We start from the raw sequence: 26,168 nt of genomic DNA, 5'->3' as shown, positions 1-26,168 counted from the left end.
CCGCGAAAGCCGACTTCCCGCGGAAGCCGGTTAGTAAATGCCAATAGCTTGACCAAACTTTTTAGTAGGGTGGGGCGTTGGTTTTGCCAGGCTGCCTACCGCAGCGTGCGTATTTATTATTCTTTTTACTTGCTTTTCGATGTCTGAGGAAAACCTCCGCTATTCGCGGGAAGATTTAGCTGAGTTTGAACAGATTATTCAAAGTAAGCTCACGGCTGCTCGCAAGGAATTGTCTTTCATTAAGGAAACCCTGACCCGCAACAACGAGTCGGGCACCGACACTACGGCAGCTTCGCTGAAGGTGCTGGAAGACGGCGCTGAGACCGCCGAAAAGGAAAGCTTGAACCAGTTGGCCTCGCGCCAGATGAAGTTCATTCAGCAACTGGAAAATGCGCAGACGCGCATTAAAAACGGCACCTACGGCGTGTGCATCGGCACGGGCAAGCTTATCCCGAAGGAGCGCCTGCGGGCGGTGCCCCACACCCAGCATTCGATTGAAGCCAAGCTAGCCCGGCGCGACTAAGCGCGGCCTTGGCCTACGGCCCGGACCCGTAACCGGCGCTTCGGCGGCTGGCTTACGGGTCCGGGCTTTTTTTTACTAACTACCAATAGGGTAGATATTTGCACTCACCAGCGCCGGCGGCGCGGGACTATAAGCCAGCAACCAGATAAATTATAACTCAGATGGGTAAGAAACATTTTTCAGACGATAAGCCGGGTCGGCGTGGCGCAACTGGCGGTAGCGGGCGGCCAAGCAGCGACTCGCGCGGGAGCGGTGGGTATGCACCCCGCGGCAACAGCAGCGCTGGCGGCGGCTATAAAGGCAGCCGGCCCGACGGACGCGGCGAGGGCTTTTCGCCCGCCCGGCCCACGTTTGGCCAAGGTGGCGGCAACAAGTTTGGCGGCCGGCCCAGTGGCGGTAGCGGCGGCAGCAGCTTCGGCAAATCGAACTTCGGCGGTGGCGACCGCCCCGAGCGCGGCAGCTCCAGCTTTGGCGAGAAGCGCAGCTTCGGCGGTGGCGACCGTCCCGAGCGCGGCGGCTTCGGCGAGAAGCGCAGCTTTGGCGGTGACCGCCCCGAGCGTGGCGGCTTCGGCGAGAAGCGCAGCTTTGGCGGTGACCGCCCCGAGCGTGGCGGCTCCAGCTACGGCGAAAAGCGCAGCTTCGGCGGCGACCGCGGCGGTGCTGGCGCTGGCGAGAAACGCAGCTTCGGTGGCGGCGCTGGCTACGGCGAGAAGCGCAGCTTTGGTGGCGGCGACCGCCCCGAGCGCGGTGGTTCCAGTTATGGCGAAAAGCGCAGCTTTGGTGGCGACCGCCCCGAGCGCGGCGGTTCTAGCTACAGCGAGAAGCGCAGCTTCGGCGGTGACCGCCCCGAGCGGCCTCGGCCCCAGGATGCCGAAGGTGGTGACCGCGACCGCAGCGAGCGCCCCGCTTACCCACCCAAGCCCATCTGGCAGGGCCAGCCGGTGCGCTACGAGGGCCTGCCCACGGTGCCGCGCGGTGGCAAAGGCGAGCGCAACCGCAAGTTCATCAAGACTAACCCTGATGGCTCGCCGGTAGAAGGTGGTGCCGACAATGCGCGTCCCGCCTATACGGGCCGCGATGAGCGCCGCTCGTTTGAGGAGCGTGGCACGGGCAACGAAGCCCGCCGCCCGCCGTCGGAAGGCAGCCGCGACGAGCGCCCCGCCCGCCGCGAGTTTGGCACGCGGCCGGGTGGCGACGACCGTCGCAGCAACGACCGCGAAGGCGGTGAGCGCCGCAGCAGCTACGGCGACCGCAACGCGCCCCGTGAGCAAACGCCCGGGGCCTTTGGCAAGCCGCGCAGCTTTGGCGAGCGGCCCAACAACACTACTACCGGCTCGTTCCGGGAGCGTCGCGAGGCCATGCGCGAAGCCCAGAGCAGTCCGCAACGCAGCACCGGCTATGGTAACAAAACCCGCACAACCACTACGGACGAGCCAGTAGGCTTGGCCCCTGACTACAAGAACCTCAAGCACTACGAAAACGACAAAACCCGTGGCAACAAGCGCCGGGCGAGCGAGGAAGACTTCGGTACCGAGGAGCTGCGCCTGAACCGCTACATCGCCAACGCGGGCATTTGCTCGCGCCGCGAGGCCGACTCGCTGATTGCCGCTGGCGAAATCCGCGTGAATGGCGAGGTTATCACCGAAATGGGCTACAAAGTGCAGCCCACCGACACGGTGCAGTACGGCAAAACCAACCTCAACCGCGAGAAGCTGGTGTACGTGCTGCTGAATAAGCCCAAGGACTTCATTACCACGACCGACGACCCCGAAGGCCGCAAAACGGTTATGTCGCTGGTGGCTACGGCCTCGAAGGAGCGCATTTTCCCAGTGGGTCGCCTCGACCGCAATACCACGGGCCTGCTGCTCTTCACCAACGATGGCGAAGTGGCGCAGAAGCTGTCGCACCCCTCGCACAAGAACAAGAAAATCTACCAGGCTGAGCTTGATAAGCCCCTGACTGCCGAGCACTTGGCTGAAATAGCGGCCGGTATCGAGCTGGAAGACGGCAAGGCTGAGGTGGATGATGTAGCCGTGGTAGCCGGCAACCCGCACTTCGTGGGTATCGAGCTGCACATTGGCCGCAACCGCATTGTGCGCCGCATATTTGAACACTTAGGCTACGACGTGGTGGCCCTCGACCGGGTGCAGTACGCTGGCCTCACCAAAAAGGAGGTGTCGCGCGGCAAATGGCGTTTCCTCACCGAGCAGGAAGTGATTCGCCTCAAGTACTTTATGTAAATAATTGATGGGCAGGGTCTTATGAATACTGGTTTATGCGCCGGTATTCATAAGACCCTGTTTGTTTTAGGACGTTCTGCACATGATTACGCTGGCGCTGGACCTGGGTAATACGGCGTTGAAATACGGCGTATTCGGGCCGGAAGGACTACGGGAAAGTGGTGTGCTGGCAGCCCCGGCCCACCTGGAAGAAATATGGCAGCGCACGCAGCCGGCGCAGGCCATCCTGTCGTCGGTGGCCGATAAGGTGGACACCCAGCCCTGGCTGGCGGCGCTGGCTGCCACCGATGGCCTGCAACGGATATTGCCATTTCGGCCCGGCTTTACGCCGGTACCGCTGCGCAATGCCTACGCCACGCCCCACACCCTGGGGCCCGACCGCCTGGCCGCCGCCGTAGGGGCCGCCCGCCTGCGGCCGGGCCAGGCCACGCTGGTGCTCGACGCCGGCACGGCCCTCAAGCTGGACCTGGTAACCGCCGATGGCACTTACCACGGTGGTAGCATTGCGCCCGGCCTGCGCATGCGGTTGCAGGCGCTGCACACGTTTACGGGCCGGTTGCCGTTGTTGGAGCTGCCCCCGGCCAGCGAGGCGGTGCAACTAATCGGCGACTCTACGGCGTCTTGCTTGCTGAGCGGCGTGCTGCGCGGCACGGCGGCCGAGGTGCGCGGGCTGGTGGCCGAGTACCGCCAGCAGCACCCGCAGCTGGCGCTGGTGCTCACCGGCGGCGACGCCGAGTACCTGGCCGTGGCGCTGGCCCCGCTGGCTGGCCGTATCTTTGCCGTGCCAGAATTGGTGCTGCTGGGCTTGGATAAGATTTTACGCTATAATGTTGACAACTAAAAAACTATCCGGGGCCCTGCTAACGGCCGCTGCTACCTTGTTTGCCGGCTCGGCCTGGGGGCAGGGGCTGGGCAACTCGCCCTACTCGCGCATTGGCTTGGGCGATAGCTACGGCAACTTTGGCGGCGTGCGCCAGCTGGGCATGGGCGGCTCGGGCCTGGCCGCGCCCAATACGGGCAACGTCAACGAGCTGAACCCTGCCTTGCTCACCTACACGCCGCGCACCACCTGGGAAGCCGTGTTCAACGCGCAGGTGCAAACGGTAAAAAACACCGTGGCCTCCAGCCGCGCGGGCACCGGCACGCTGGGCTACCTGGCGCTGGCCGTACCGCTAAACAAGCGTTGGGGCGCAGCCGTTGGTCTAAAGCCCTATAGTTCAGTTGATTATGAATCTAATACCATTGGCTCGGTAAATGGCGACCCGCTGGCCCAGGCTTACAAAAAGTATACGGGCTCGGGCGGGCTGTCGGAGGCGTACTTCGCCACTGGTATTCACGTGCTGCGCGACCTCAACCTGGGGGGCAGCGCCTCTTACCTGTTCGGCACCATCACGCAGAGCGAGGGTACGGCCATAAACTCGCCCAACATTGCGGCCCAGCAGCTGGTGGTGGCCAATGAGCAGCTGCGCTACGCCGACTTCCTGTTTCGGGCCTCGGCACACTACCGCCACCAGATTAACAAAAACCTGAACGTGAACCTGGGAGCCGTGCAGACCTTTCAGGCCAACCTGAAGGCCAACCGGCAGCGCACCACCGAGCAGCAGGACGCCCGCGGCGCGGTAATCGGCAACGTGGTGCAGCTCTCCGACGACAGTGGCACTACCACCACGCCCGCGATGTCGCAGCTGGGCTTTTCGCTCGACAATGGCCGCAACTGGAGCTTTAACCTCGACGGTTCGCGTCAGCAATGGTCTGATTTCAAAACGTTTAGCCTAATATCGCCCCAGGCGCTGAGCAATACATGGCGCGTGGCTTCGGGCGGCGAATTTACGCCCGACCCCGGCTCGGTAGACCACTATTTCCAGCGCGTGACCTACCGCCTGGGCCTGAGCGTGGCGCAGCTGCCCTACGCGCCCCTCGGCAACCGCCTCTACGACCGCGCCGTGCACTGGGGCTTCGCCTTCCCGCTGCCCACCGCCACCGCCCTCGAATCGACGGTTATCAGCTTGGGCTTTGCCTACGGCGTGCGCGGCAACACCGATTTCCTGGTGGGCAACAACGGCGCGAGCAACGTGCAGGAAAACTACGTGCGTATGCAAATTGGCGCCACGCTGAGCAACCGCTGGTTTATCAAGCGCCGCCTGCAATAATCGTGAGCATGAGCTACTTATGGCAGGCCGGCGCCCTGGCGGCCGGCTTGCTGCTGGCTGGTTGCGATAAGCAAGACACCGCCCCCAAGCGGGTGGTGTACACCGGCCCGCTGCTCGAAACTGACAATGTGGTGACGCTGCTCAGCGACTCGGCGCGGCTGCATATTCGCCTCACCGCCCCGCTGGAGCAGAACTTCGAGAACAGCGACCGGCTGTATCCCAAGGGCGTGACGGTGACGTTTTATGACAAGCCCGGGAAGCTGACCGTCAATACGTTGGTGGCCAAGTGGGCCAAGTTTGACAACGCCAAGCAGCTCTACATCATGCGTGGCGCGGTGAAGGTGGCCAACGTGCCGCAGAAGCAAACTCTCGATACGGAGGAGCTGTTTTACGACCGCAACAAGCAGCGGATTTACACCGATAGCGCCATGTTTGTGCGCATAAAAACGCCCACCGAGGTGCTCACCGGTAACGGCATGAGCGCCAATCAGGACTTTTCGAGCTACCGGCTGTACCACCCCATCGGCACGTTTTCTATTGACCAAGCTAATGGTTTGGGGAAGTAGAACGCTAGCCAAGATGTTGCTAAATCCGATAGAACGCCATGCTGAACGCAGCGAAGCATCTCACACGCATCGTTGCAACGACCTGGGCGTTGCGCGCGCGATGCTTCACTGCGTTCAGCATGACGTTTAGGTAGCTAGTTTGAATATAAATTATTAATAATCAATAAATTATGAAATTCGATAAATCCTTGGCGCGCACGATAATATTTGCCCTGGGTGTGGTATCGTTCGTAATTGGGGTGCATCGGACCATTTTGCAGAACGATATAATCGCTAACTACTGGATATTTATGATATCGCTGGCGTGCTGGCTACCGCTCAACTACTGGCGGCGGCAGGATGCCCGCCGGGCTAAGGAAGCCGAGGTAGCCCAGCAAGTGGCCGCGCTCAACAAGCCCGCCAAAAAAAATAAGAAGCGCCGCTAGGGCCGGCTGGCTCACATTGGGGCCGGGCACGGGGGCAGTAGCTTGATAGTTTGGGCGATTCGTGGTTATTTTGCGCCTCTTTTTGGCTTCGGGCCACCGCATTTAGTTTAGTATTTGGTAAGTAATGGCTTTAATTAACACGATTCGGGAAAAGTCGGGGGTGGCCGTAGGCGCCGTCGCCATCGGGATGCTGCTCTTCATTGTGGGCGGCGACCTGGTGGGAGGAAAAAACCGGCTTTTTGGTGGCAATGGCCAAACGGTAGGCGAAGTGAACGGCAGCAAAATTGAGCTACCCGAATTCACGGCCGCCCTGGAGCAGGCCAAGCAAAACTTTGCCAACCAGCAGGGCCGCCCCGCCGACGACCAGGCCCTGGGCTACCTGCGCGACCAAACCTGGAACCAGCTGCTGTACCGCCGCGCTTTCCAGCCCGAAATCGACAAGCTGGGCCTGACCGTGGGCGACGCCGAAATGGTGGACATGGTGCAGGGCGACAACCCCAACCCCGCCATCCGGCAGGCGTTTACCGACCCCAAAACGGGGCAGTTTGACAAGGCGCGCCTCATCGACTACCTCAAGAACCTCGACAAGCTGCCACCCGATGCCCAGGCCGCTTTCCACAACTTCGAAGCCAGCCTGCGCGATTTCGATGGGCCGGTGAACAAGTTCAACGCCCTGCTTAAGAACTCGGTGTACGTAACCACGGCCGAGGCTAAGCAGTTTGACCAGGCCCAGAACGCCAAGGCGAATTTCCGCTACCTGTTCGTGCCCTATTCCAGCGTGTCGGACTCGGCTTTCAAGCCCACCGATGCCCAGCTGAGCGACTACCTGGCGCGCCATAAGGGCCGCTACAAGGTGGAGGACGGCCGCAGTATTGAGTACATCGTGGTGCCCGAAACCGCCACCAAGCAGGACAGCGCCGCCCTGCGCACGAGCATTGCCAGCATTGCCGAGCAGTTCCGCACCGCGCCCAACGACTCGCTGTTTGTGCGCTCCAACTCGGAGCAGCCTTATAGCCCCGCCTACCTCACGGCCGCCCAGCTGCCCCAGCAGCTTACCAGCCAGCCCATGACTGTGGGCCAGGTGTATGGCCCGTATGTGATTGGTAATACGCTGGCCGTGTACAAGATAACCGGTGAGAAGGCCAAGCCTACGGTGAGCGCCAGCCATATCCTGTTTAAGACGGAGGCTAACATGAGCCCGGCCGACAAAGCCGCCGTGAAAGCGCAGGCGCAGGAAATTCTGACCAAAATCAAGGGTGGGGCTGACTTTGCCGCCATGGCCAAGCAGTACGGTACCGACGGCACCAAGGACAAGGGCGGTGACCTCGGCTACTTCGACCGCACCAGCATGGTACCCGAGTTCAGCAAGGCGGCCTTTGGGGCACCGGGCCTGGGCCTGCTGCCCACGCTGGTCGAAACCAGCTTTGGCTACCACATTGTGAAAGTGACCGGCAAAAAGACCGAGAACACCTACCAGGTGGCCTCGGTGCTGAAGTCGGTGCAGCCCAGCGACGCCACCCGCGAAGCCGCCTACGCCCGCGCCGAGCAGCTGCAATCGGAAGCTAATACCCTGGACACCTTCCGGGCCCTGGTTGCCAAAGACAAGACTCTGCAAAAGCAGGAAGCCAAGTTTATCACCCGCGATGCGCCAACGGTGGGCAACCTGCCCGGCTCGCGCGAGATGGTGCGCTGGGCCTTCGGCTTCAACCCCGACGGCGGCTCCGAAACGAAAGTGGGCGACGTGCGCAAGTTTGACATTGGTGAGCAGCACATCCTGGCCGCCGTTACCGATTCGCGCAGTAAGGGCACCGCTACCATTGAGAGTATTCGCCCCGAGCTAACAGCTGCCGTGCGTAATGAATTGAAGGCCAAGCAGTTGATGGAGAAATTGCAAGGCAAAACCGGTACGCTCGAAGAAATGGCCACCGCAGCCGGGGCCGGTGCGCAGGTGCAAACGGCCGAGGGCGTAGCCCAGGGCCAGGGCACTATCCCCAACGTGGGCTTCGAGCCCGACGCCGTGGGCCGCGCCTTTGCCTTGAAGGCGGGCCAGAAATCGGCTCCCATCCAAGGCGAGCAAGGTGTGCTGGTGGTAGAAGGCAGCAGCGTGCTGCCCGCCACGCCCGGTGACCTGAAAGTAGTGCGCCAGCAGCTCACGCAGCAGCGCCAGCAGCGCCAGGATGGCCTCATCTACGAAGCCATCAAGAGCCAGGCCAAGGTGCAGGACAACCGCTCGAAGTTCTTCTAGGCCACTGCGCCGCGAAAAGCAAAGGGGCTGTACCTTCGGGTGCAGCCCCTTTTTGCTGCCGTTAAGCTAGGTTAGCGGCACCCGCAGCAGCGGGGCGGCGTTGAACAAACCACTTACCCTCAGGCGTTGCCAGATTATGAAAATCGAGTTGCGTATGCGTGCTGCCGTGTTGGTGCCGGCTTGCTGGCTGGCGCTGACGGGCTCCTTGCACGCCCAGAATATGCCGGGCGGGCCACCCCGGCCGGGTAGCTGGGCCCCCATTGATGCGCCCACGCTGGCCCGCGACTACGCCCGCCGGGGCGAGTTCGAGAAGGCCGTCTTCCTGTTTGAAAAGCTCAAGAGCGACGAGCAAACGGCCCCCACAATGCTGCCCGACTACCTCGCCGCCCTGCAAAGCCTGAAGCGCTACAAGGACGCCGAAAAGTTGGTGAAAAAGGCCATCAAGCAGCACCCCGAGGAGGGCGGCTACGGCGTGGCGCTGGGTGGCCTCTACGCCGCCGCCGGCGACCCGGCCGCGGCCGACAAGCAGTACCAGCGCGTGGTGAGCCAGCTCACGGTGGCGCAGGTGGTGCCCGTGGCGGCCGAGTTTGGCCAGCGCAACCTGCCCGCCTGGGCCGAGCGCAGCTACCTGCGCGGCCGCGAACTGGCCAAGAATAACACCGAGTACGCCCCGCAGCTCATCCAGCTCTACACCCAAAGCCAGGAGCAGGATAAGCTGCTGGCCGAAACCCTGCGCCTGGTGGAGCGCGACGAGCAGCAGCTGCCCTTTGTGCGCAACATGCTGCAAAATGCGCTGCACGAAGACAAGGATTTCGATGCCCTGGAGAAGATACTCGTGGCCAGGGTGCAGGCCCAGCCCGACCAGAATGCCTACAGCGAGCTGCTGCTGTGGCTGCAAGTGCAGCGCCACGACTTTACGGGCGCGCTGGTGCAGGTGCGGGCCCTCGACCGGCGCACCGGCGCGCAGGGGGCGCGGGTGCTGAGCCTGGCCGGTATTGCGCAGCGCAACCGCGACTACGCCACGGCCATTGCCGCCTGCCAATACGTGGTGCGCGAGTATAAGAGCGGGCCTTACTACCAGATAGCCAGGCAGTTGCTGTTGCAGGCCCGCGAGGCGCAGGTGCGCGACACCTACCCCGTGGACCTGGCCCAGGTGCGGGCCTTGGCCGCCGACTACCAAGCCCTGCTTACCGAGCTGGGCCGCACGCCCGCCGCGGCCCCGGTGATGCGCCAGCTGGCCAACCTCTACGCGTTTCAGCTCGATGATAAGCTCAAGGCAATGAGCCTATTGCAGGAAGTGATTGACATGCCCCGCGCCGAAACCGACGTGGTAGACGAGGCCAAAACGACCCTCGGCGACCTGTTCCTGCTGAAGGGCGAGCCCTGGGAAGCCACCCTGCTCTACTCGCAGGTGGAAAAGGCCCACCCCGAAGCCCCGCTGGGCTACGAGGCCAAGCTGCGCAACGCCCGGCTGAGCTACTTCGCCGCCGACTTTAAGCTGGCCCAGAGCCACTTGGATATCCTGAAGGAGGCCACCACCCGCGAAATCGCCAACGATGCCATGCAGCTCTCGCTGCTCATTCAGGAGAGCACGGCGGAGGACACGCTGGGCCTGGCCCTCAAGGACTACGCGGCGGTGGAGGCGCTGGTGTTTCAGAACAAGATTCCGCAGGCTGAGGCGGGGCTCGATGCGCTGCTGCGCAAGTACCCCAGTCACGCCCTCACCGACGATGCGCTGTATTTGAAGGCCAAGCTGCAACGCCGCACCGGCGACTACGCCGCCGCCGTGCGCACGCTGGGGCAGATTACGGGCAACCCCAAGTATGACGTGCTCAGCGACGATGCGCTGTTCTTAACGGCTGAGATTCAGGACGAAAACCTGAAGGATAAGGCGCAGGCCCAAACCTTGTACCAAGCGCTGCTCACCAAATACCCCGGTAGCATTTACGTGGCCGAGGCCCGCAAGCGCTTCCGCCGGCTGCGCGGCGATGCCGTGCAGTAACCGGCGGGCGTTTTGAAACAGGTAGCTAGCGCAGCCCTAGTTTCTGGCCCGCGGCCAGGCGCTGGCGGCGCAGCAGGCCCTCCATAAAGTAGTAGTCGGCGTAGTTGAGGGGCACGTCTACCTCGCTGTTGGCGGGCTTGGAGCCGGTGCTGTGCAGCAGCAGGAAGCCTTGGCTGCCGCCGGGCTGGGCCACGTATCTTTTGGCTAGGTTGTCCAGCATTTTGTTGGCTTGGCGGCGGTAGAGGGGGCCGTTGGTGCTGAAGGTGCTCAGCTCAAGCAGGCCCGAGGCGATGATGGCCCCGGCCGAGGCATCGCGCGGGGCGTTGGGCAGGTCGGGAGCGTTGAAATCCCAGTATGGAATGAGGTCTTTGGGTAGGTTGGGGTGGTTGAGAATGAAGGCCGCTACGTGCTCAGCCTGAGCTAGATAGTCGGGATTTTTAGTTTCGCGGTAGCACATAGTGAAGCCGTAGAGCGCCCAGGCCTGGCCCCGCGCCCAGGCCGACTCGCTGGCGAAGCCCTGGTGGGTGGTGCGCTTCACCACGCGGCCGGTGGCCGAGTCGTAGTCTACTACGTGATACGAGCTGTAATCAGGCCGGAAGTGGTTTTTGAGCGTGGTGTTGGCGTGGCTGACGGCGATTTTATAAAACGACGAATCGCCCGAAAACCGGGTAGCCGCGAAGAGCAGTTCCAGGTTCATCATATTGTCGATGATGACCGGGAAGCCCCACTCGGCGCGGTGGTGGTCCCAGGAGCGTAGCGTGCCCACATGGGGGTTGAAGCGGGTGCTGAGCGAGCGGGCCGCCTGCACGATAACGGCCTGGTAGGCTGGGTCTTGCGTGAGGCGGTAGCCCGTGCCGAAGCTGCAATATATTTTGAAGCCCACATCGTGGCTGGTGCGGTCGTTCTTTTCGGGCTCGATGCGGGCCGTGTATTCCTGGGCGGCGGCCTTCCACTTGGCCGCGCCGCTGGCCTGGTACAGTAGCCAGAGGTAGCCGGGGAAGAAGCCGCTCGTCCAGTCGCGCGAGGGCACTACTACCAGCTCGCCGGCCGGGCTGAGGGTGCGCGGGGCCACCAGCGGCGCCTTGCCGGGCTTGGTGGCGCGCTCAATGGCCAGGGGCGTTTGTTGCAGCAGCAGCTTGGCTTGGGTTTCGGCCAGGCGCAGCGTCTTTTTGGGGAGGCCAGCCTGGGCCATTGCCGAGGTAGCGAAGAGCGCCAGGCCCAGGGTTAGGCCGATGCGGGTACGGGTGCGGGTCATGGGGTGGAATATAAAGTGTTGGTTGATAACTAAAAACGGTTATAATAGACCGTCATGCTGAGCTTGCCGAAGCATTTCTACCGCTTCATCCGCGCTGTTCAACGAAGCGGTAGAGATGCTTCACTGCGTTCAGCATAACGGCCTCCTCGTATTCAACGACCAGCTCACGGCAGCCAAATGAGCGGGTTGCGCACGGGCAGGTTGCGCACCACTTCGGGCACTTGCGGGTCGTGGTTGAGGCGCTGCCAGGTGCTGAGCCAGGCGCGGTTGTCGAACTGCACCGCGCCCAGCACCAGGCTGGGCTGGGCCACCGGCCAGTCGTTCCAAAACAGCACGTCGTGGGCGAAGGGCCAGGTGCCTTTATCGGCAATGTAGGGGTGCAGGTATGCGATGCCGCGGCGAATGCTGCGGCCGTCGGGCGTGGCAAACGCCCAGAGGTTGTGGGTGTTATCGGTCAGGATTTGGCAAATCAGCGTCATCGCATCCAGGTTGAAGAGCGAGTAGCCGTAGGGCTTGGTACGCTTCAGCTCCTGGGGAAAGGAGCCGTCGGCGGCCATTTGGGTGGGCAGCAGCACGGTTTGGTAGCGCGTGCGGCAAAAGTTGAGCAGTTCGGCGTTGCCGGTGAGGCGGGCGAAGGCGGCCACCTGCATCACCCAGCAGGTGCCGTGGTTATTGGTGGCATTCATTTCGTCCTGGCCATACTGGTGGGTGGTGAGCCAGGTGAGGTACTGCGCAAACCAATCTTTAATAGTAGTTAAGTCGTTGATTGCAAATGCGTTAGCTCCCTGCATCACCAGCACGCCCTGCGCCACTTCCAGCAGTTGAATGGTGTCGATAACGCCGATGCCGCGCCCCGTAAACCGGCCCTGAATGGCCTGCGCGTACAGCAGCGAGGGGTTCATGCGGGTGGCGGGATTCAGGAACCAGGCGCGCAGGTGCAGCAGGGCGTGGCGGGCGTATTTGTCGTCGCCCGTGAGCTTGTAGGCCGACGCCAGCGCGCCCACCACGCGGCTAAACCGAATCATGGCCAGCCGGTGGGCCGTGAAGTTGTCGGGATTGGTGAGGCCGTCGCGCTGCACGTAGGGCCCAGTAGGGTCTTTGGGGTCGGGCCACCAATAGTCGCCTTCCGAGAAGAAATCGTGCGGGCCGCCCGCGCTGCGCGGCGAGGTGCTGGCCGTAACCGTAACCGGCGCCTGCTGCAACGCCCAGGCGGCCTCGGCCAGCACGTGGGCGCGCAGGGTGCGCACGGCCGCCTGCTCAAACTTACCGGCGGGCAGCGTTGGCGGCGTGGCCAGCAGCAGGCTCAGCAGCAAAGTCAGGTAGGAGAAAAGTAGCACAGCGTGAGGGAGTTGTGGATTAAATCTAGGCTATTGATAAGAAGTTAGTACTGCCGCCGCACCTGAATCCCGTTCAGGCAGGCCTCGCCCGCCTCGGGCCGAAACTCGACCACGATGCCGCGCCCGCCCCGCGCCGCTACCGGCACCTTCACGCGCACGGCTCGCAGGGGCGGCAGGTTGGTGGCGCTGCTGAACGGGGATAGGGCTTGGCCGTTTAGCAGTACCGCAAAGGCCCGGCCGGTAGGCGCGGGCGCGCCGCTGGCCGCCGGGTTGCCGGCCAGGTTGTAGGCCAGCTGCTCGGTGGCTGGGGCGGCCTCCAACTCGGCAAAGTGCAGCGTCACCTCATATTCGCCGTCGGGCACGTCGAGCCGGAACTCGCGGAGGCCCAGGCGCTGGGTTTCGTAGAGGGCATCGTAGCTGGTGCCCAGGATGTTGCGGTCGGAGCCGTAGGGGAGGCGGTCGCCGGGCAGCCGGTACACGTGGCCGCCCACGTAGCCCCAGCCGCCGGGGGCGTAGGGCTGCTCGGGCACCCAAACCTGGTGCAGCATAGCATCGGTGAAGGTGCGCTCGTCGCCAAGGCTCACATTGAGCTCGGTAAAAGGTAATTTATTGCTGGATAAGTTGTTAGGTAGTAGCTGAAACTCAATGTCGGCCGCGTCTTCCAGGGCCAGGCCGGTAGCCTGGGCCCGCAACTGGTTGGGCCCGGGGCCGAAGGGTACGCTGAAATGCGCCACCCCCAGCGCGGCCGGCTGGGTGCCCAGGTCGCGGCCATTGAGCAGCAGCCGGGCGGTGGGCTGGTTGGTGTACACAGCCACCGGCTGGCGGCAAAACAGCGAATCGGGCCCGGCGGCCTGGCCGGCGCGTAGCGTCCAGGCGCGCGAGCCGACGCACAGAAACGGTGTTTTCAGCAGCCGCGCCTGGTAATAGAGGTAGGCGTCTTTGGGCCGGCGGTCGCCGGTGAGCAGGCTTTTGTTGTTGATGTGAGGCACGGCCTCCTGGCGGCTTTCGGAGTTGAATTCGGCCAGGTTCCAGACGGTGCTGCCCGCCACGAAGGGCCGGTCGAGGATGGCTTGCAGGTAAAACTCGTGGTAGCGGTTGGCGTACTCGGTGGTTTTGTCGAAGCGCCGGGGGCTGAACGAGTGCAGCCGCTCATCGGAGTCGGCCCCGTACTCGGTTACCAGCATCGGCTTGGTAGGCAGCTCTTTATGGTGGCGGTCGAGAAAATCGGGGAAGCCCTGCAAATTGCCCGCGTACCAGCCCTGGTACAGGTTCCAGCCAATTACCTGCGGAATACTGAGCAAGCCGGCCTGCTGGTAGAGGTTGAAATCGCCGTGGCACACGAGCATAGTGGCGCGCGCCGGGTCTTCGCGCCGGGTGAGGCTGTCGAGCTGCTGGGCCAGCGCGCGCACGCGCCGCAGGTAGGCGCGGCCGGGGTCGTTGTCGCGCTTGAGGCCGGCGGGCAGGCGCAACAGCACCTCGTTCATGTAGCCCCAGATGACGACGCTCGGGTGGTTGAAGTTTTGCCGTATCAGCTCGGTCTGCATCGTGCGGCAAGTCTCAAAAAACGCGGGTGATTCGGTGATGGCGTTCACGATTGGAATCTCGACCGAGGCCAGGATGCCCAGCCGGTCGCAGGCGGCCAGCACGGCGGGGTCCTGCGGGTAGTGCGACACGCGCAGAAAATTGCCGCCCATCTCCTTAAGTAGCTGCACGTCGCGCACGGCCAGGGCATCGGGCAGGGCGTTGCCCAGGCTGGGGTAGTCCTGGTGCCGGTTGGTGCCAATGAGCTTGAGCGGCTGCCCGTTCAGAGTTCAGAAAGAAGCCCGTGGCGGCCTCAAACCGAAACCAGCGCAGGCCCACCGGGTTGCGTACCTCATCGAGCACGGTATTTTGCCGGGCATCAACTACTTGTGAAACAGCTTGATACAGATACGGGTCGCCGGGTGCCCACAGGTGCGGCCGGCGCAGGGCGGGCAGGGCCTGCCGAAACTCCCGCCGCTCGCCGGCCCGTAGCGTGAGGCGACTTTGCTGCCGGGCCACCACGCGCCCGGCGTGGTCGAGCAGCTGCGTGCGTACCAAAAGCTGGCGCGAACTGGCCGATTCGTTGGCCAGCGCGCCGCGTACCGCCACGCTGGCCGCCTCGGCCGACACGGCGGGCGTGGTTACAAACACGCCACTCGAAGCGTAGTTGCTGAGGTCGAAATGTACCGGCTCGGCCGCTACCACGTACGCGTCGCGGTAGATGCCGCCGTAGAAGGTGAAGTCGGCCGTGAGGGGCGGAATGGCCGGGTTGTAGCGGTTGGTGAGCTTCACCACAACCTCGGCAGTGGTGGGGGCGTTATTGCTGAATACCAAAAGCTTACTTATGGGAACGCTGAACGCCGTGTAGCCGCCCGCGTGGCGGCCGGCCAGCTGACCATTCACGTACACCTCGGCCTCCTGGTTGGCTCCTTCAAAGCGTAGGTACACGGCGCGGCGCTGCCAGCCGGCGGGTACGAACAGCGTTTTGCGGTACCAGCCGCCGCCCCGGTAGTAGCCCGGCTCATCGTCGAGCACGTCGGTGGCGTTCCAGGTGTGGGGCAGCGAAATAGGCATCCAGCCCGCGGCGGCCACCACTTGGCTGGGGTTCAGCGCCAGCGAGTCTTTGCGAAACAGCCAGTTAGAATTGATGGACTGCACCACGCGCTGGGCGGCGGCGGGGGCGGCTAGCAGCAGCAAGGCCAGTAGCGGTATCAATTGGTAACAGTGTTTCGCTAATTTACTCATTAGTAGTATGTTAATATAATTCCTGAACAGGGTGCAGGCTCCGCTCCGCCGGCGCAGCCGGCCGACCAGTTGCCGCGTGCGCCGCTTGGCCAGTTGTGCAGGCATCGTTCCTACCTCGTTCACGCGACAACTGGTCGGCCGGCTGCGCCGGCGGACCGGAGCATTTGCGCTAACGCTTAGTAAGCTATCATGCTCACAAAGAGAGTGCTACCGTAGCCAGCCCCGGCGACTGCACCGCCACCACGCTCTGCCCGGGCCGAACATCGGCGAGGCTAATGCGGGCGCGGCCGTTGTAGGCCTGCACCCGGCGCGAGCCGCGGCTGGTGCCCAGGTCGTCGAGCAGGCGGCCCTCGCCGGCCAGCGAAAACTCGACCCAGTTGGCGGCGTCGAGGCAGGGCACGCCCTGGGCATCGAAGAGCTGGACCTCGACGGTGGGCAGGCCGCTGGGGTCGGTTACTTTGTTGAGGGTCAGCCGGGTGGGCTTGGTCCAGGGCTGGGTTTGGTACTGGAAGCTGATTTCGTCGGTCACGGTTTGCTGGCCCTGGTGGGCTACTACGCGCAGCTGGTTTTGGCCGGTGGCGAAGGGCACAGTCCAGTGCAGGCCGGCGGCCGGAAAGTCCTGGCTGTTGCGCTGCCGGGTGCCGTAGCTTTTACCGTTCACAAATAGCTCGGCCTGAGCGCAGTTGGAGTATACTTTCACCAGCTTTTGCTCGCCTGCGGTGCCCCAGCGCACGGGCCACGAGTGGCCGTAGATATGGGCCATGGGCGCGGTGGCCCAGTACGATTGGAACACGTAGTAGGCCTCCTTTTTGGTGAAATCACGCTCTACCACGCCCTTCTGGTTCATGTACGGGATGGGGTTGTCGGGGCGCACGGGGGTCGAAAAATCCTTGAAGGGCCAGTAGGCCGTGCCGCTGAGCCAGGGCATGGTTTCCTGCTCCTTGAGGTGCCAGTCGACGAGGTTGCAGAGGTAGGTTTCGCTCCAGTCGCCGTCTTTCGATACCCGGGCGCTGCCGCCAAACAGCGAGGCGTCGCCGGCGCGCTCGTCGGCGCCGCGGCCGGTCGTTATTTTGGCCAGCGCGTTGTCGGGGTTTTCGGAGTGGCGGCCGGCGTGGCTGTCGCCGCCCCACTCCACGTGCAGAAACCGCTTCACGCCCTTAAACTCGGCCTCGGTGGCAGCTTTATAATCGGTATAAATGCCTCGGTACCAGCCCGCCCAGATGGAAGGCGAGTACACATCGGGAATATCCTTGCAAAAATCGCAGCGCCGGATGGCCGTGTACCGGCGCGGGTCGAGCTGGTGCGAAAGCGCGTTCAACTCCTTCATAAAGGTGCGAATTTTCTCCTTGTCGAACTCGGGGAAATCGCCCGGCCAGTCGTTCTCATTGCCCAGCCCCCAGATGATGACGGCCGGGTGGTTGTAGTGCTGCGTTATCATATTGGTAAGCATGCGCTTGGCCTGCGCCTGGTACACCGGGCCGCCCAGGCCGCCGCGGCACCAGGGTATTTCCTCCCACACCAAAATGCCCAGCGAGTCGCACAGATTCAGCACGATGCGCGACTGCTGGTAGTGGCCCAGCCGGATGAAGTTGACGCCCATCTGCTTCATTAGCACCATCTCCTGCCGAATCAGGGGCTCGGTCATGGCGGCGGCCACGCCGGCGTGGTCCTCGTGGCGGTGGGTGCCGCGCAGCAGCAGGCGCTCGCCGTTGAGCTTAAACGGGCCGTGCTCCACAAACTCGATGCGCCGGAAACCCACCTTTTCGGTGTGCTGGTAGGCCTGGGGCCCGGTGCCCACCGTGAGCCGCACCGTGTAAAGCTGCGGCTGCGCGGGCGACCACAGCCGCACGTTCTTCACCCGCAATTGGGCCAACGCCAGCTCGCCGGCCTGCCCGGCCAACGTGCCCTGGTAAGTAGCCACGGCCCGGCCCTGGGGGTCGAGCACGCGCACGGCCACCGGGGTGGCGGCGCTGGGCGGGCCGGTTTCGGGCCAGGCGGCGCGCAGGGTGAGCGTGCCGGTTTTACCGCTGGCAGCTACCTCGGCCAGGGCGGCCACGCGCTCCAGGGCCACGGCCGGGCGGTACTCCAGGTTGAGGTAGCGGTAGAGGCCGCCGTAGAGGTTAAAATCTGATAAATCAGAGGGTATCATCTCCAAATCGCGCGAGTTGTCGCAGCGGATACTGAGCGGAACCTTGCCCTTAAATTGCTTTTGGAAAGCCTCGGTCTGCTGAAAATCGGCCACGGCCTGGGTGATGTCCACCGTCCATTCGTCGTAGCCGCCCACGTGGCTGCCCACCAGCGTGGTGCCGATGAACACCTGTGTTTTCTGGCCCGCGCCCTCGAAGTGCAGCCGGGTGCGGCCGCCGGGGTAGGGGTTGCGCACCGCCAGCTGGGTCCGGTACCAGCCGGGCCCCTGGTAGTAGTTGAGGGCGGGGTCCACGGCGTCGCGGGCGTTGAAGCAGTGGGGCAGGGCCACGGCCTGCCACAGCGGCACGCTTTCGGGGTTGCCGGCCACCACGGGGCGCACGGCCTCCCAGAGGCCGCCCAGGTCCTGGCGCAGGTACTCCCAGCCGGCGGTGAGGCGCTGGCTTTGCTGGGCGTGGGCAGTCAAAATACTCAGTAGCAAGAGGATGCTAAAGAGAATGGGCGGGCGGTTTGTCATCAAAGGAGGGTATGAGGGCGCTGCTAGGAGGTGAGGTGCCCCGCGCGCCGAATGCCCAGCTCCAGCCCGCGCAGCTCGGCCAGGCCGCGCAGCCGGCCGATGCCGGAGTAGCCGGGGTTGGTTTTTTTGGTGAGGTCGTCGAGCAGCTGGTGGCCGTGGTCGGGGCGCATGGCGATGGCGGCGCGGCGGTGCTGGGTCAGCTCCACCAGCTCGCGCATCACGGCGTACATGTCCACGTCGCCTTCGAGGTGGTTGTCCTCGAAGAAGTCGCCGGCCGCGTTGCGGCGCGTGCTGCGCAGGTGCACGAAGTGGATGCGGTGGGCAAACTGGCGCACCATGGCCGGCAGGTCGTTGTCGGGCCGCACCCCAAACGAGCCGGTGCAAAAGCACAGGCTGTTGGCGGGCGAGGGCACGGCATCGAACAGCGCCTGCACATCGGCGGCGGTGCTCACCACCCGCGGCAGCCCCAGAATAGGGTAGGGCGGGTCGTCGGGGTGAATGACCAAGTTGACGCCCGCGCTTTCCGCCACCGGCACCACGGCCCGCAAAAAGGCAATCAGATTGGCCCGCAGCCGCGCCGCGTCGATGCCCTGGTAGGCATCGAGCGCCGCCTGAAACTGCGCCAGCGTGAAGCTCTCCTCGCTGCCCGGCAGCCCGGCAATGATGTTGCGTTGCAACAGCTGCTTATCGGCCGCGCTCATGCCCCCGAAGCGGGCGCGGGCGGCGGCCAGCTCCTCGGCCGAGTACGCGGCCGCCGCCCCAGGGCGTTGCAGCAGCAGCACATCGAAGGCCACAAAGGCGGCCCGCTCGAAGCGCAGCGCCCGCGCGCCGTCGGGCAGCTCGTAGCTCAGGTCGGTGCGCGTCCAGTCGAGCACCGGCATAAAATTGTAGGTGACCGTGCGGATGCCGCAGGCCGCCAGGTTGCGCAGCGATTGCTGATAATTTTCGATAAAGTGCTCGTAGCCGGCGCTTTGCGTTTTAATGGCTTCGTGCACGGGCACGCTCTCCACTACGCTCCAGCGCAGGCCGGCCTGCTCGATTTCGACCCGCCGCGCCTCAATTTCGGCCACCGGCCACACCTCGCCGTTGGCGAGGTGGTGCAGGGCCGTGACCACCCCCGTGCAGCCCGCCTGCCGCAGGTCGGCGAGGCGCACGGGGTCGGGGGGGCCAAACCAGCGCATGGTGTGCTCTAAGGAAAACGATTCGGTAATTAATTGATTATCAGTCATAACTTACACGCCGCCAAAGATGGAGAAGCCGCCATCCACGCAAATCATGGAGCCGGTGACAAACTGCGCGGCGTCGCTGAGCAGCCACACCAGGGCACCCTTCAGCTCGTCGGGGTGGCCGAAGCGCCTGAAGGGCGTTTGGCGGATTACCAGCTCGCCGCGGGCCGTGAAGCTGCCGTCGGGGTTGGTGAGCAGGGCGCGGTTTTGCTCGGTGAGGAAGAAGCCGGGGGCCAGCGCGTTCATGCGGATTTTGTCGCCGTAGCGGTTTGCCATCTCCACCGCAAACCACTGGTTGTAGCAGTCGAGTGCGGCCTTGCCCATGTTGTAGCCCAGCACTTTGGTGATGGCCCGCTTCGAGTTCATGGACGAGATATTGACGATGCTGGCCTTGCCCGGCGCACTAGCCAAGGCCGCGCCAAAGGCCTGGGTGGGCAGCACGGCCCCCCACACGTTGAGCTCCATCACGCGCTTCATGCCGGCCAGGTTCATCTCAAACACGCCCTCGGCGGGGTCGAGCACGCCGTCGGGCGCATTGCCGCCGGCGGCGTTCACCAAGCCATCGAGGTGGCCGAAGGCGGCCACCGCCTGCTGGCAGGCGGCTTGCAACTGGGCTTCGTCGAGCACGTCGGCTACCAGGGCCAGGGCGTGGCCGCCGGCTGCGTTAATGGCGTCGGCGCGGGCGTGGGCCACCTCGGCGTTGCGCCCCAAAATGCCGACGCTGCCGCCCGCCTCCACAATGCCCTCAATAAAGGACTGGCCCAGAATGCCGGTGCCCCCGGTAACGATAATCGCCTTGCCCCGCAGGGAAAACTGCTTACTCATAACTACTTGTTGATTAATAAGATGCCTGCTACTAACTCTCAAAACGCCCACGGTACCGGCCGAAAATCGGGATGCTTGGTAAAAACGGCGGCGGCGTTGAGGTCGGGGTAGGCGCGGCTGGCTTGCTCGTACGCGGCCAGGGCCAGGGTGTTGGAGGTGGGGGCGGCGTCGGCCTTGGCCATCGTTTGCTGGCCCAGCAGGTAGGGCCGAAACCACGCCACGGCGGCGCGCAGGCCGCGGCCGTCGGGCGTGGTGTAGTGCCACAGGTCGAGGCCCACGTGCGGGGCCAGTAGGGCCAGGCGCACCCAGCCTTGGAGGTTCATACTCACGTAGTTCCAGGGGCGGGTGCGGGCCAGCTCCAGGGGCTGCGCGCCGTCGGGGGCCAGCTGCTCGGCCACGCGGGGCCAGGTTTGCTGCTGCAAGGTGCGCCGGGCCAGGGCCTCATCGCCGGTGAAGAGGGCAAAGTCTACTACCTGGGCATCGTAGAAGGTACCGTGGTTGTTCCTGGCCTGGCCCTCGGGCAAGGCGATGGGGCTGGTAAGGAGCCAGTTGTTGAAGTCCTTGAACCAGGTTTTCAGGCCTGTTACTAAGCTGGCATCGAGGCTGGGGCTGCCGCTGAGCAGGGCCAGCGCCTCGGGAACAACCACCAGATGGCGCGTCTCAATAATGCCAAAATTGCGTCCCGTATTAATGCCCGGAATGCCCTGCCCGAAGTTCAGGTTGGGGTTCATGCGGGTGGCGGGGGCCAAGAAAAAGCCGCGTAGCTGGCGGGCGGCCTGGCGGGCGTAGCGCTCCTCGGCGCTGAAATAGTAGGCCAGACTGAGCGCCTGTACGTCGGCGCAGAGCTTGCTCAGCTGCTCGCTGTCGTGCATGGCCTCGGCCTCGGGGTTGTGCAGGCCGTCTTTCTGAATGTAGGGTAGGCCGCTGGGCTTGCTGGGGTCGGGCCACCAGTAGGGGGCCTGCGAAAGGTAGTCGTGCTTGTCGCCGCTGGGCGGCACCTGGGGCTTGGTGGCAATGGTGTAGGGCGCGTGGGCCAAGGCGCGGTCGGCCTGCCTCAGCACGTCACTCACGATGCTCTTCTGCAAGGAGTTACCGGCGCGGTAGGCCGCTTTGTAGGCCGCCATGGCGGTGGGGTCGAGCAGCAAAAAGGCGGGCGGCGCACTGGGCGCTGCCCGCGCCAGTAGCGGGGCGGCCAGTAGCCACCCCGCTAGCAATAGCAGTATATTACGCATTAATAACCAGGGTTTTGCGTCAGGTTGGGGTTCAGCACCGTTTCGGGCTGCGGAATGGGAAAGAGCAGGTACTTATCATCTACTACGCGGTTGAACACGGCCAGCTCGCGCTGCTTGAGGCGGTTGAGGCGAATGAGGTCGAACCAGCGGTGGCCCTCCTGCACCAGCTCCCAGGCGCGCTCCTGCACCAGCAGGTCCACGAAGGCGTCTTTGGTGGTGGCCGTGGTGGGCAGCGGGGCCAGCTTGGCCCGCACGCGCACCTGGTTGATGTCGGTGTACTTGTTTACATCGTTGGGGTTCAGGTTGTTGAGTGCCTCGGAGCGCAGCAGTAGCACGTCGGCGTAGCGCGTGATGAGGTAGTTAGTGCGGGCATCGTTGATGATGCGCAGCGGGTCGCGAAACTTGTTGAAGTAGTAGCGCGGCAGCACCGTGGTGCCGGCCAGGTTGCTGATGTTCCAGGCACGGCGGGCGTCGGTAGCGGCGTAGGAGGCTACCAGGTTGTCCTCCACCGTAAAGGTGCCCAGGCCAGCAAGCTGCGAGGGCAAAAACTGCCGCACAATGATGCTGCCCGTGTTGGGCGGCAGGTCAAACTGGATGGAGAAAATGTGCTCGGGGCCGTTTTCCTTGTCCGGGTCAAACACGTCGCCGTACACGGGCAGCAGGCGATACAAGCCGCTGGTAATAACGCGGTTGCAGGCGTCGAGGCCGCTCTGGTTATCGGTGGGCTGGGCGGCCGCGCTGGCGGCGCGGGTCACGTACACCTTGGCCAGCACGGCGGCGGCGGCCCCGCTCGACACGCGGCCCTTTTCATTGTTGGCCAGCTTGTTTTCGGGAAAGCAATTCTTCTCCGCAAATTGCAGGTCCTCAATAATTTGCTTGTACACGTCGGCCAGGGGCGTGCGGCTGGGGCGCAGGTCGTCGGTGGGGCCTTTCACGGTGGCCAGCACCAGGGGCACATCGCCAAAGCAGCGCGCCAGGTCGAAGTAGCCCTGCGCCCGCAAAAAGCGCGCATTGCCCACCAGGTTGTTGCGCCGGGCCTCGTCCATGCTAATGCCAGGCACCTTCTCAATCACGTCGTTGGCCCGGTTTATCATCCGGTAGGTATTTAGCCACCAGCTGTTTATCTCCGTGTTGGTAGGCGTGTAGGTGAAGCGCGAGAGCTGGGCCCGCTCGTCGGTGCTGGAGCCCACGCGAATGAGCTCGCCGGGCAGCTCCGTGATTTGCCAGCCCGTGCGGCCGTAGTAGGTTTGGGGCAGCAGGGCGTTGAACACGCCGTTGAGGGCGGCCACGGCGTCGCCCTCGGTTTGGTAAAAATTGGTGGCGGCAATAAAGTCGTAGGGCTTCTCTTCCAAAAAGCTTTTGCAGGAAGGGAAGGAGCTCAACGCCAGCAAGCCCAGCAGAATAAATGACTTTTTCATCGGGGTGGGAAGTTTAGAGTAGAGAAAAAGGCGGTTCTGGCGTCCGCCTCAAAAGCCCAGGCGCACGCCGGCAATGAAGGTGCGGGTGCTGGGAAAGGCGTTGTAATCTGTGTTGAGGCTCAGGTTGTTACCGCCAAAGGAGTTTACCTCGGGGTCGTAGCCGGTGTACTTGGTAAGGGTCACCAGGTTCTGGGCGGTGAGGTACACGCTGGCCAGCTTGATGGCGCTGAGGTAGGCGGGTACCGGAATGGTGTAGCCCAGCGTGAGGGTTTTAAGGCGTACGAAGCTGCCATCTTCCACCACGTCGCTCACGATGCCGGTGCTGCGGCGCAGCACGCTGCCAGCCCGCGGAATGGTGGTGCTGGTGCCGGGGCCGGCCCAGCGGTTTACCACGCTGGCGAGCTTGTTGGTGGTGGTCACGCCCGATTCCAGCTCGTAGCGGTTCAGGTTCAGCACATCGTCGCCCTGCACGCCCTGAATGAACACGCTGAGGTTGAAATTGCCCAGCTTGAAATTGTTGGTCACGCCGTAGATGAAGCTGGGCTGGGCCTTGCCGATAATCACGCGGTCGGTGGCCGTAATGGCGCCGTCGCCGTTCTGGTCCACGTAGCGTGGGTCGCCGGGCACTGCGGGCGTTTTGGTGCCGCTGGCCTTAATCTCGTCGGCCGTTTGCCACAGGCCGTCAAACTGATAGCCGAAAAACGAGCCGATGGGCGCGCCCACCCGCAGCACGCTGGTGTTGCCCAGGCCCGAGCCCACAAACAGGCTGCTGCTCGACGAGCCCACGTAGCGCTCATACTCGCCGTTGAGGTCCAGCACCTTGTTGCGGTTCAGCGAAAGGTTGAGGTTGGTGGACCACGAAAAGCGCTTGCTGTCGATGTTGGTCGTGTTCAGGGCAAACTCCAGGCCCTTGTTTTCCACGCTGCCCGCGTTCAGGTACACGCTGTTGAAGCCCGAGGTGGTGGGGATGGATACTTGCAGCAGTAGGTCGCTGGTTTTCTTATAGTAAGCATCAAACGTGAAGCCAATCCGGTTCTTGAGCAGCGACAAATCGAGGCCCACGTTGCTCGATGCCGTCGATTCCCAGCTCAGGTTGGGGTTCGGAATGTTGGTCGAAACCAGGCCCACCAGCCGGGTGTTGCCCGCCGCGTAGGCGCCCACGCTGTAGCGCGAAAGCGACTGATAGTTAGCTATTTCCTGGTTGCCGGTGACGCCGTAGCTGGCGCGCAGCTTCAAGTCGCTCACCACCGGAAAATTTTGCATAAACTTCTCATCGACAAGCCGATAGGCAAAGGCCGCCGACGGGAAGTAGCCCCACTTATTATTATCGCCGAAGCGCGACGAGCCGTCGGCCCGCATCGTAAGCGTGAACAAAAAGCGCTGCAACAGCTGGTAGTTGACCCGCCCGAAGTACGAGGCCAGCGTGTTGGCGTAGCGCCCCGAGCCGGGCGTGAGCGTTACCGCGCCCAGCGATAAGTTGTCAGTGCCCAGCGTGTTAGTAAAAAAATTGGTGGCCGTGGCGTTGAAGTTATCGCCCCCAAACTGCTGAAAGCTGAGGCCGCCCACCACGTTCAGCGAGTTGTTCTCGTTGAACTGCCGGTCGTAGGTCAGCGTGTTCTCGTTCACCCAGCTATACACGTTCGAGTTGATGCGGGTGGCCGAGCCGTTGGTGGTGCGGCCCAAAAACACGTCGGAGGGCCGGTACTGCTCCACCTGCTGGTTGTTGTAGTCGATGCCGCCCGTGGCCCGAAAAGTTAACCCCTTTATAATCTGGTAGTTGCCAGCCACGTTCAGCAAGCCCCGAACGGTGTTGCGGTTGTCCGTGGCCTTCTCGGCGTAGGCCACGGGGTTGCCCACGTCCTCCACGTAGGGCAGCGGCGTGTTGGAATACGTGTAGTTGCCGTTGGCGTCGCGAATCGGGTTGATGGGGCTAAAGCGCAGGGCATCAAGCAGAACGCCGCCAAAGCTGCCGCCCTGCGAGTTCACCAGCGCCCGCTTTTCGCCAGTGGCCGCCACCTGGCTCGAAAAGTTGAACGTTAGCTTCTCGCTCACCTTCTTGTCGAGATTAAAACGCACCGTGCCCCGCTTAAAGCCCGAGTTGAGGATAATGCCCGTTTGGTCGAAGTAGTTGAAGCTCAGGTTATAGCGCGTTTGCTCGGTGCCCCCGTTAAAGCCTAGCTGGTAGTTGTTAATCTTGCCCGTTTGCAAAATGGCGCTCTGCCAGTCGGTGCCTTCGCCCAGCGCCGCCACTTGCTCGGGGGTGTAGGGGAGGGGCAGCGCCGTGGTGGGCGAGGCCAGGTTGCCCTGGGCGCGCACGTCGTTGAGGTAGCTCGCAAACTGGCTGGCGTTCATCAGGTCGTACTTGCGGCGCACTTTCTGAATACCGCTGTAGGCCTCGAAGTTGATGGTGTTGCGGCCCACCTTGCCCTTTTTGGTGGTGATGAGCACCACGCCATTGGCCCCGCGCGAGCCGTAGATGGCCGTGGCCGAGGCATCTTTCAGCACCTCAATGCTCTCGATGTCATTGGGGTTGATGGAGTTAAGGTCGCCCGCCCCCGGAAAGCCATCTACTACAAACAGCGGCTCGTTGCCCGAGTTAATCGAGTTGGTGCCCCGAATGCGGATGGACGTGCCGCCGCCCGGCTCCGAGTTGGTCTGGGTCACCTGCACGCCCGCCGCCCGGCCCTGCAAAATCTGGTCGGCCCGCACAATGGGCGTTTCGGCCACCTGCTCGGCCGAAATAGACGATACCGAGCCCGTGATATCGCGTTTTTTCTGGGTGCCGTAGCCCACCACCACCACCTCGTCGAGGCCAGTGGCGGCGTCCTTCAGCTGCACAATGTTGAGCGTCGAGCGGTCGCCCACCCGCACCGTAGTGGCCTCGTAGCCCACAAACGAGAAGATGAGCACCGCGTCGCCGCCCACGGGCACGTTCAGGCTAAACTTGCCCGTGGCGTCGGTCGAAGCGCCCAGCGTAGTGCCCTTCACCACCACCGACACGCCGGGCAGGGGCGTTTGGTCGGCCGCGCTCACCACCGTGCCGGCAACCGGGCGGGTCTGCGGAGCCTGGGCCAGGGCCGGCAGGCTCGCGGCCACGGCAATGGGCACCAGAAGAGAACGAAAAGTAGAGGTGTGCATGAGGCAGCGCGTTGGGTGGAAATTGGATGAAGTGCCACAAACATAGGCCGCTGCCCAGCCCGAAACTACAATTAGTTACGGAAACGTTTTCGGAAAATTGAGTACTCACTCACCCAATTGAAGGGAAGCCTCTTTCTCGCTCGTTAATTGCGACAGGC

Annotated in this window: 18 protein-coding genes; 8 read left to right on the top strand and 10 right to left on the bottom strand. The window is 63.4% G+C overall.

The window, feature by feature from the left end; genetic code table 11:
- Window positions 1–139: 139 nt before the first annotated feature.
- The 8 genes from QMK33_RS04690 to QMK33_RS04655 all read left to right on the top strand — a co-directional run bounded on the left by QMK33_RS04690 (window position 140) and on the right by QMK33_RS04655 (window position 10,151).
- Window positions 140–523 carry a TraR/DksA family transcriptional regulator gene (locus QMK33_RS04690; RefSeq protein WP_283563399.1) on the top strand — a complete coding sequence of 128 codons (384 nt, stop codon included), beginning with the start codon at window positions 140–142 and terminating at the stop codon, window positions 521–523.
- Window positions 524–684: 161 nt separating this feature from the next.
- Complete coding sequence (locus tag QMK33_RS04685) at window positions 685–2,763, top strand: pseudouridine synthase (RefSeq protein WP_283563398.1); 2,079 nt, start codon at window positions 685–687, stop codon at window positions 2,761–2,763.
- Window positions 2,764–2,845: 82 nt separating this feature from the next.
- Window positions 2,846–3,604, top strand: coding sequence for a type III pantothenate kinase (locus QMK33_RS04680; protein ID WP_283563397.1), 759 nt, complete (start codon window positions 2,846–2,848; stop codon window positions 3,602–3,604).
- On the top strand, window positions 3,591–4,913 hold the full coding sequence (bamG, locus tag QMK33_RS04675; protein ID WP_283563396.1) for a BamG family beta-barrel-assembly machinery protein: 1,323 nt from the start codon (window positions 3,591–3,593) through the stop codon (window positions 4,911–4,913). The genes QMK33_RS04680 and bamG overlap by 14 nt, the downstream gene beginning before the upstream one ends.
- 8 nt (window positions 4,914–4,921) lie before the next feature.
- On the top strand, window positions 4,922–5,479 hold the full coding sequence (lptC, locus tag QMK33_RS04670; RefSeq protein WP_283563395.1) for an LPS export ABC transporter periplasmic protein LptC: 558 nt from the start codon (window positions 4,922–4,924) through the stop codon (window positions 5,477–5,479).
- Between the two features lie 170 nt (window positions 5,480–5,649).
- Window positions 5,650–5,904 (top strand): hypothetical protein, encoded by a 255-nt coding sequence (locus tag QMK33_RS04665; RefSeq protein WP_283563394.1) that lies wholly within the window; start codon window positions 5,650–5,652, stop codon window positions 5,902–5,904.
- Between the two features lie 124 nt (window positions 5,905–6,028).
- Entirely contained in the window at window positions 6,029–8,149 is a 2,121-nt protein-coding gene (locus tag QMK33_RS04660) for a SurA N-terminal domain-containing protein (RefSeq protein WP_283563393.1), read from the top strand.
- 136 nt (window positions 8,150–8,285) lie between these two features.
- Window positions 8,286–10,151 carry a tetratricopeptide repeat protein gene (locus QMK33_RS04655; protein WP_283563392.1) on the top strand — a complete coding sequence of 622 codons (1,866 nt, stop codon included), beginning with the start codon at window positions 8,286–8,288 and terminating at the stop codon, window positions 10,149–10,151.
- A gap of 25 nt (window positions 10,152–10,176) precedes the next feature.
- Here the strand turns inward: QMK33_RS04655 and QMK33_RS04650 are convergent, their stop codons facing one another.
- The 10 genes from QMK33_RS04650 to QMK33_RS04605 all read right to left on the bottom strand — a co-directional run bounded on the left by QMK33_RS04650 (window position 10,177) and on the right by QMK33_RS04605 (window position 26,010).
- The gene (locus QMK33_RS04650) at window positions 10,177–11,406 is read right to left on the bottom strand and encodes a glycoside hydrolase family 88 protein (RefSeq protein WP_283563391.1); all 1,230 of its coding nucleotides are present in this window, start codon (window positions 11,404–11,406) and stop codon (window positions 10,177–10,179) included.
- A 164-nt stretch (window positions 11,407–11,570) separates the two neighbouring features.
- On the bottom strand, window positions 11,571–12,743 hold the full coding sequence (locus QMK33_RS04645; RefSeq protein WP_283563390.1) for an alginate lyase family protein: 1,173 nt from the start codon (window positions 12,741–12,743) through the stop codon (window positions 11,571–11,573).
- Window positions 12,744–12,787: 44 nt separating this feature from the next.
- The gene (locus QMK33_RS04640; RefSeq protein WP_283563465.1) at window positions 12,788–14,494 is read right to left on the bottom strand and encodes a glycoside hydrolase family 2 TIM barrel-domain containing protein; all 1,707 of its coding nucleotides are present in this window, start codon (window positions 14,492–14,494) and stop codon (window positions 12,788–12,790) included.
- Window positions 14,442–15,479: a glycoside hydrolase family 2 protein gene (locus tag QMK33_RS04635; RefSeq protein ID WP_283563389.1), complete on the bottom strand. Its 1,038-nt coding sequence runs from the start codon at window positions 15,477–15,479 to the stop codon at window positions 14,442–14,444. The genes QMK33_RS04640 and QMK33_RS04635 overlap by 53 nt, the downstream gene beginning before the upstream one ends.
- A 223-nt stretch (window positions 15,480–15,702) precedes the next feature.
- A complete protein-coding gene (locus tag QMK33_RS04630) occupies window positions 15,703–18,171 on the bottom strand; it encodes a glycoside hydrolase family 2 TIM barrel-domain containing protein (RefSeq protein ID WP_283563388.1) in 2,469 nt (822 codons plus the stop codon).
- 23 nt (window positions 18,172–18,194) lie between these two features.
- The gene (gene uxuA, locus QMK33_RS04625) at window positions 18,195–19,400 is read right to left on the bottom strand and encodes a mannonate dehydratase (protein WP_283563387.1); all 1,206 of its coding nucleotides are present in this window, start codon (window positions 19,398–19,400) and stop codon (window positions 18,195–18,197) included.
- 3 nt (window positions 19,401–19,403) lie between these two features.
- Window positions 19,404–20,222, bottom strand: a complete 819-nt coding sequence (locus QMK33_RS04620; RefSeq protein ID WP_283563386.1) for an SDR family oxidoreductase — start codon at window positions 20,220–20,222, stop codon at window positions 19,404–19,406.
- A 38-nt stretch (window positions 20,223–20,260) separates the two neighbouring features.
- On the bottom strand, window positions 20,261–21,454 hold the full coding sequence (locus QMK33_RS04615) for an alginate lyase family protein (RefSeq protein WP_283563385.1): 1,194 nt from the start codon (window positions 21,452–21,454) through the stop codon (window positions 20,261–20,263).
- Window positions 21,454–22,872, bottom strand: coding sequence for a RagB/SusD family nutrient uptake outer membrane protein (locus QMK33_RS04610; protein ID WP_283563384.1), 1,419 nt, complete (start codon window positions 22,870–22,872; stop codon window positions 21,454–21,456). Before QMK33_RS04610 ends, QMK33_RS04615 begins: the two co-directional genes overlap by 1 nt.
- A gap of 48 nt (window positions 22,873–22,920) precedes the next feature.
- Window positions 22,921–26,010, bottom strand: a complete 3,090-nt coding sequence (locus QMK33_RS04605) for a SusC/RagA family TonB-linked outer membrane protein (protein WP_283563383.1) — start codon at window positions 26,008–26,010, stop codon at window positions 22,921–22,923.
- Window positions 26,011–26,168: the final 158 nt, after the last annotated feature.

The organism is Hymenobacter sp. H14-R3, assembly GCF_030063445.1.
Classification (GTDB): Bacteria; Bacteroidota; Bacteroidia; order Cytophagales; family Hymenobacteraceae; genus Hymenobacter.
This window is presented reverse-complemented; position numbering and strand designations above follow the sequence as displayed.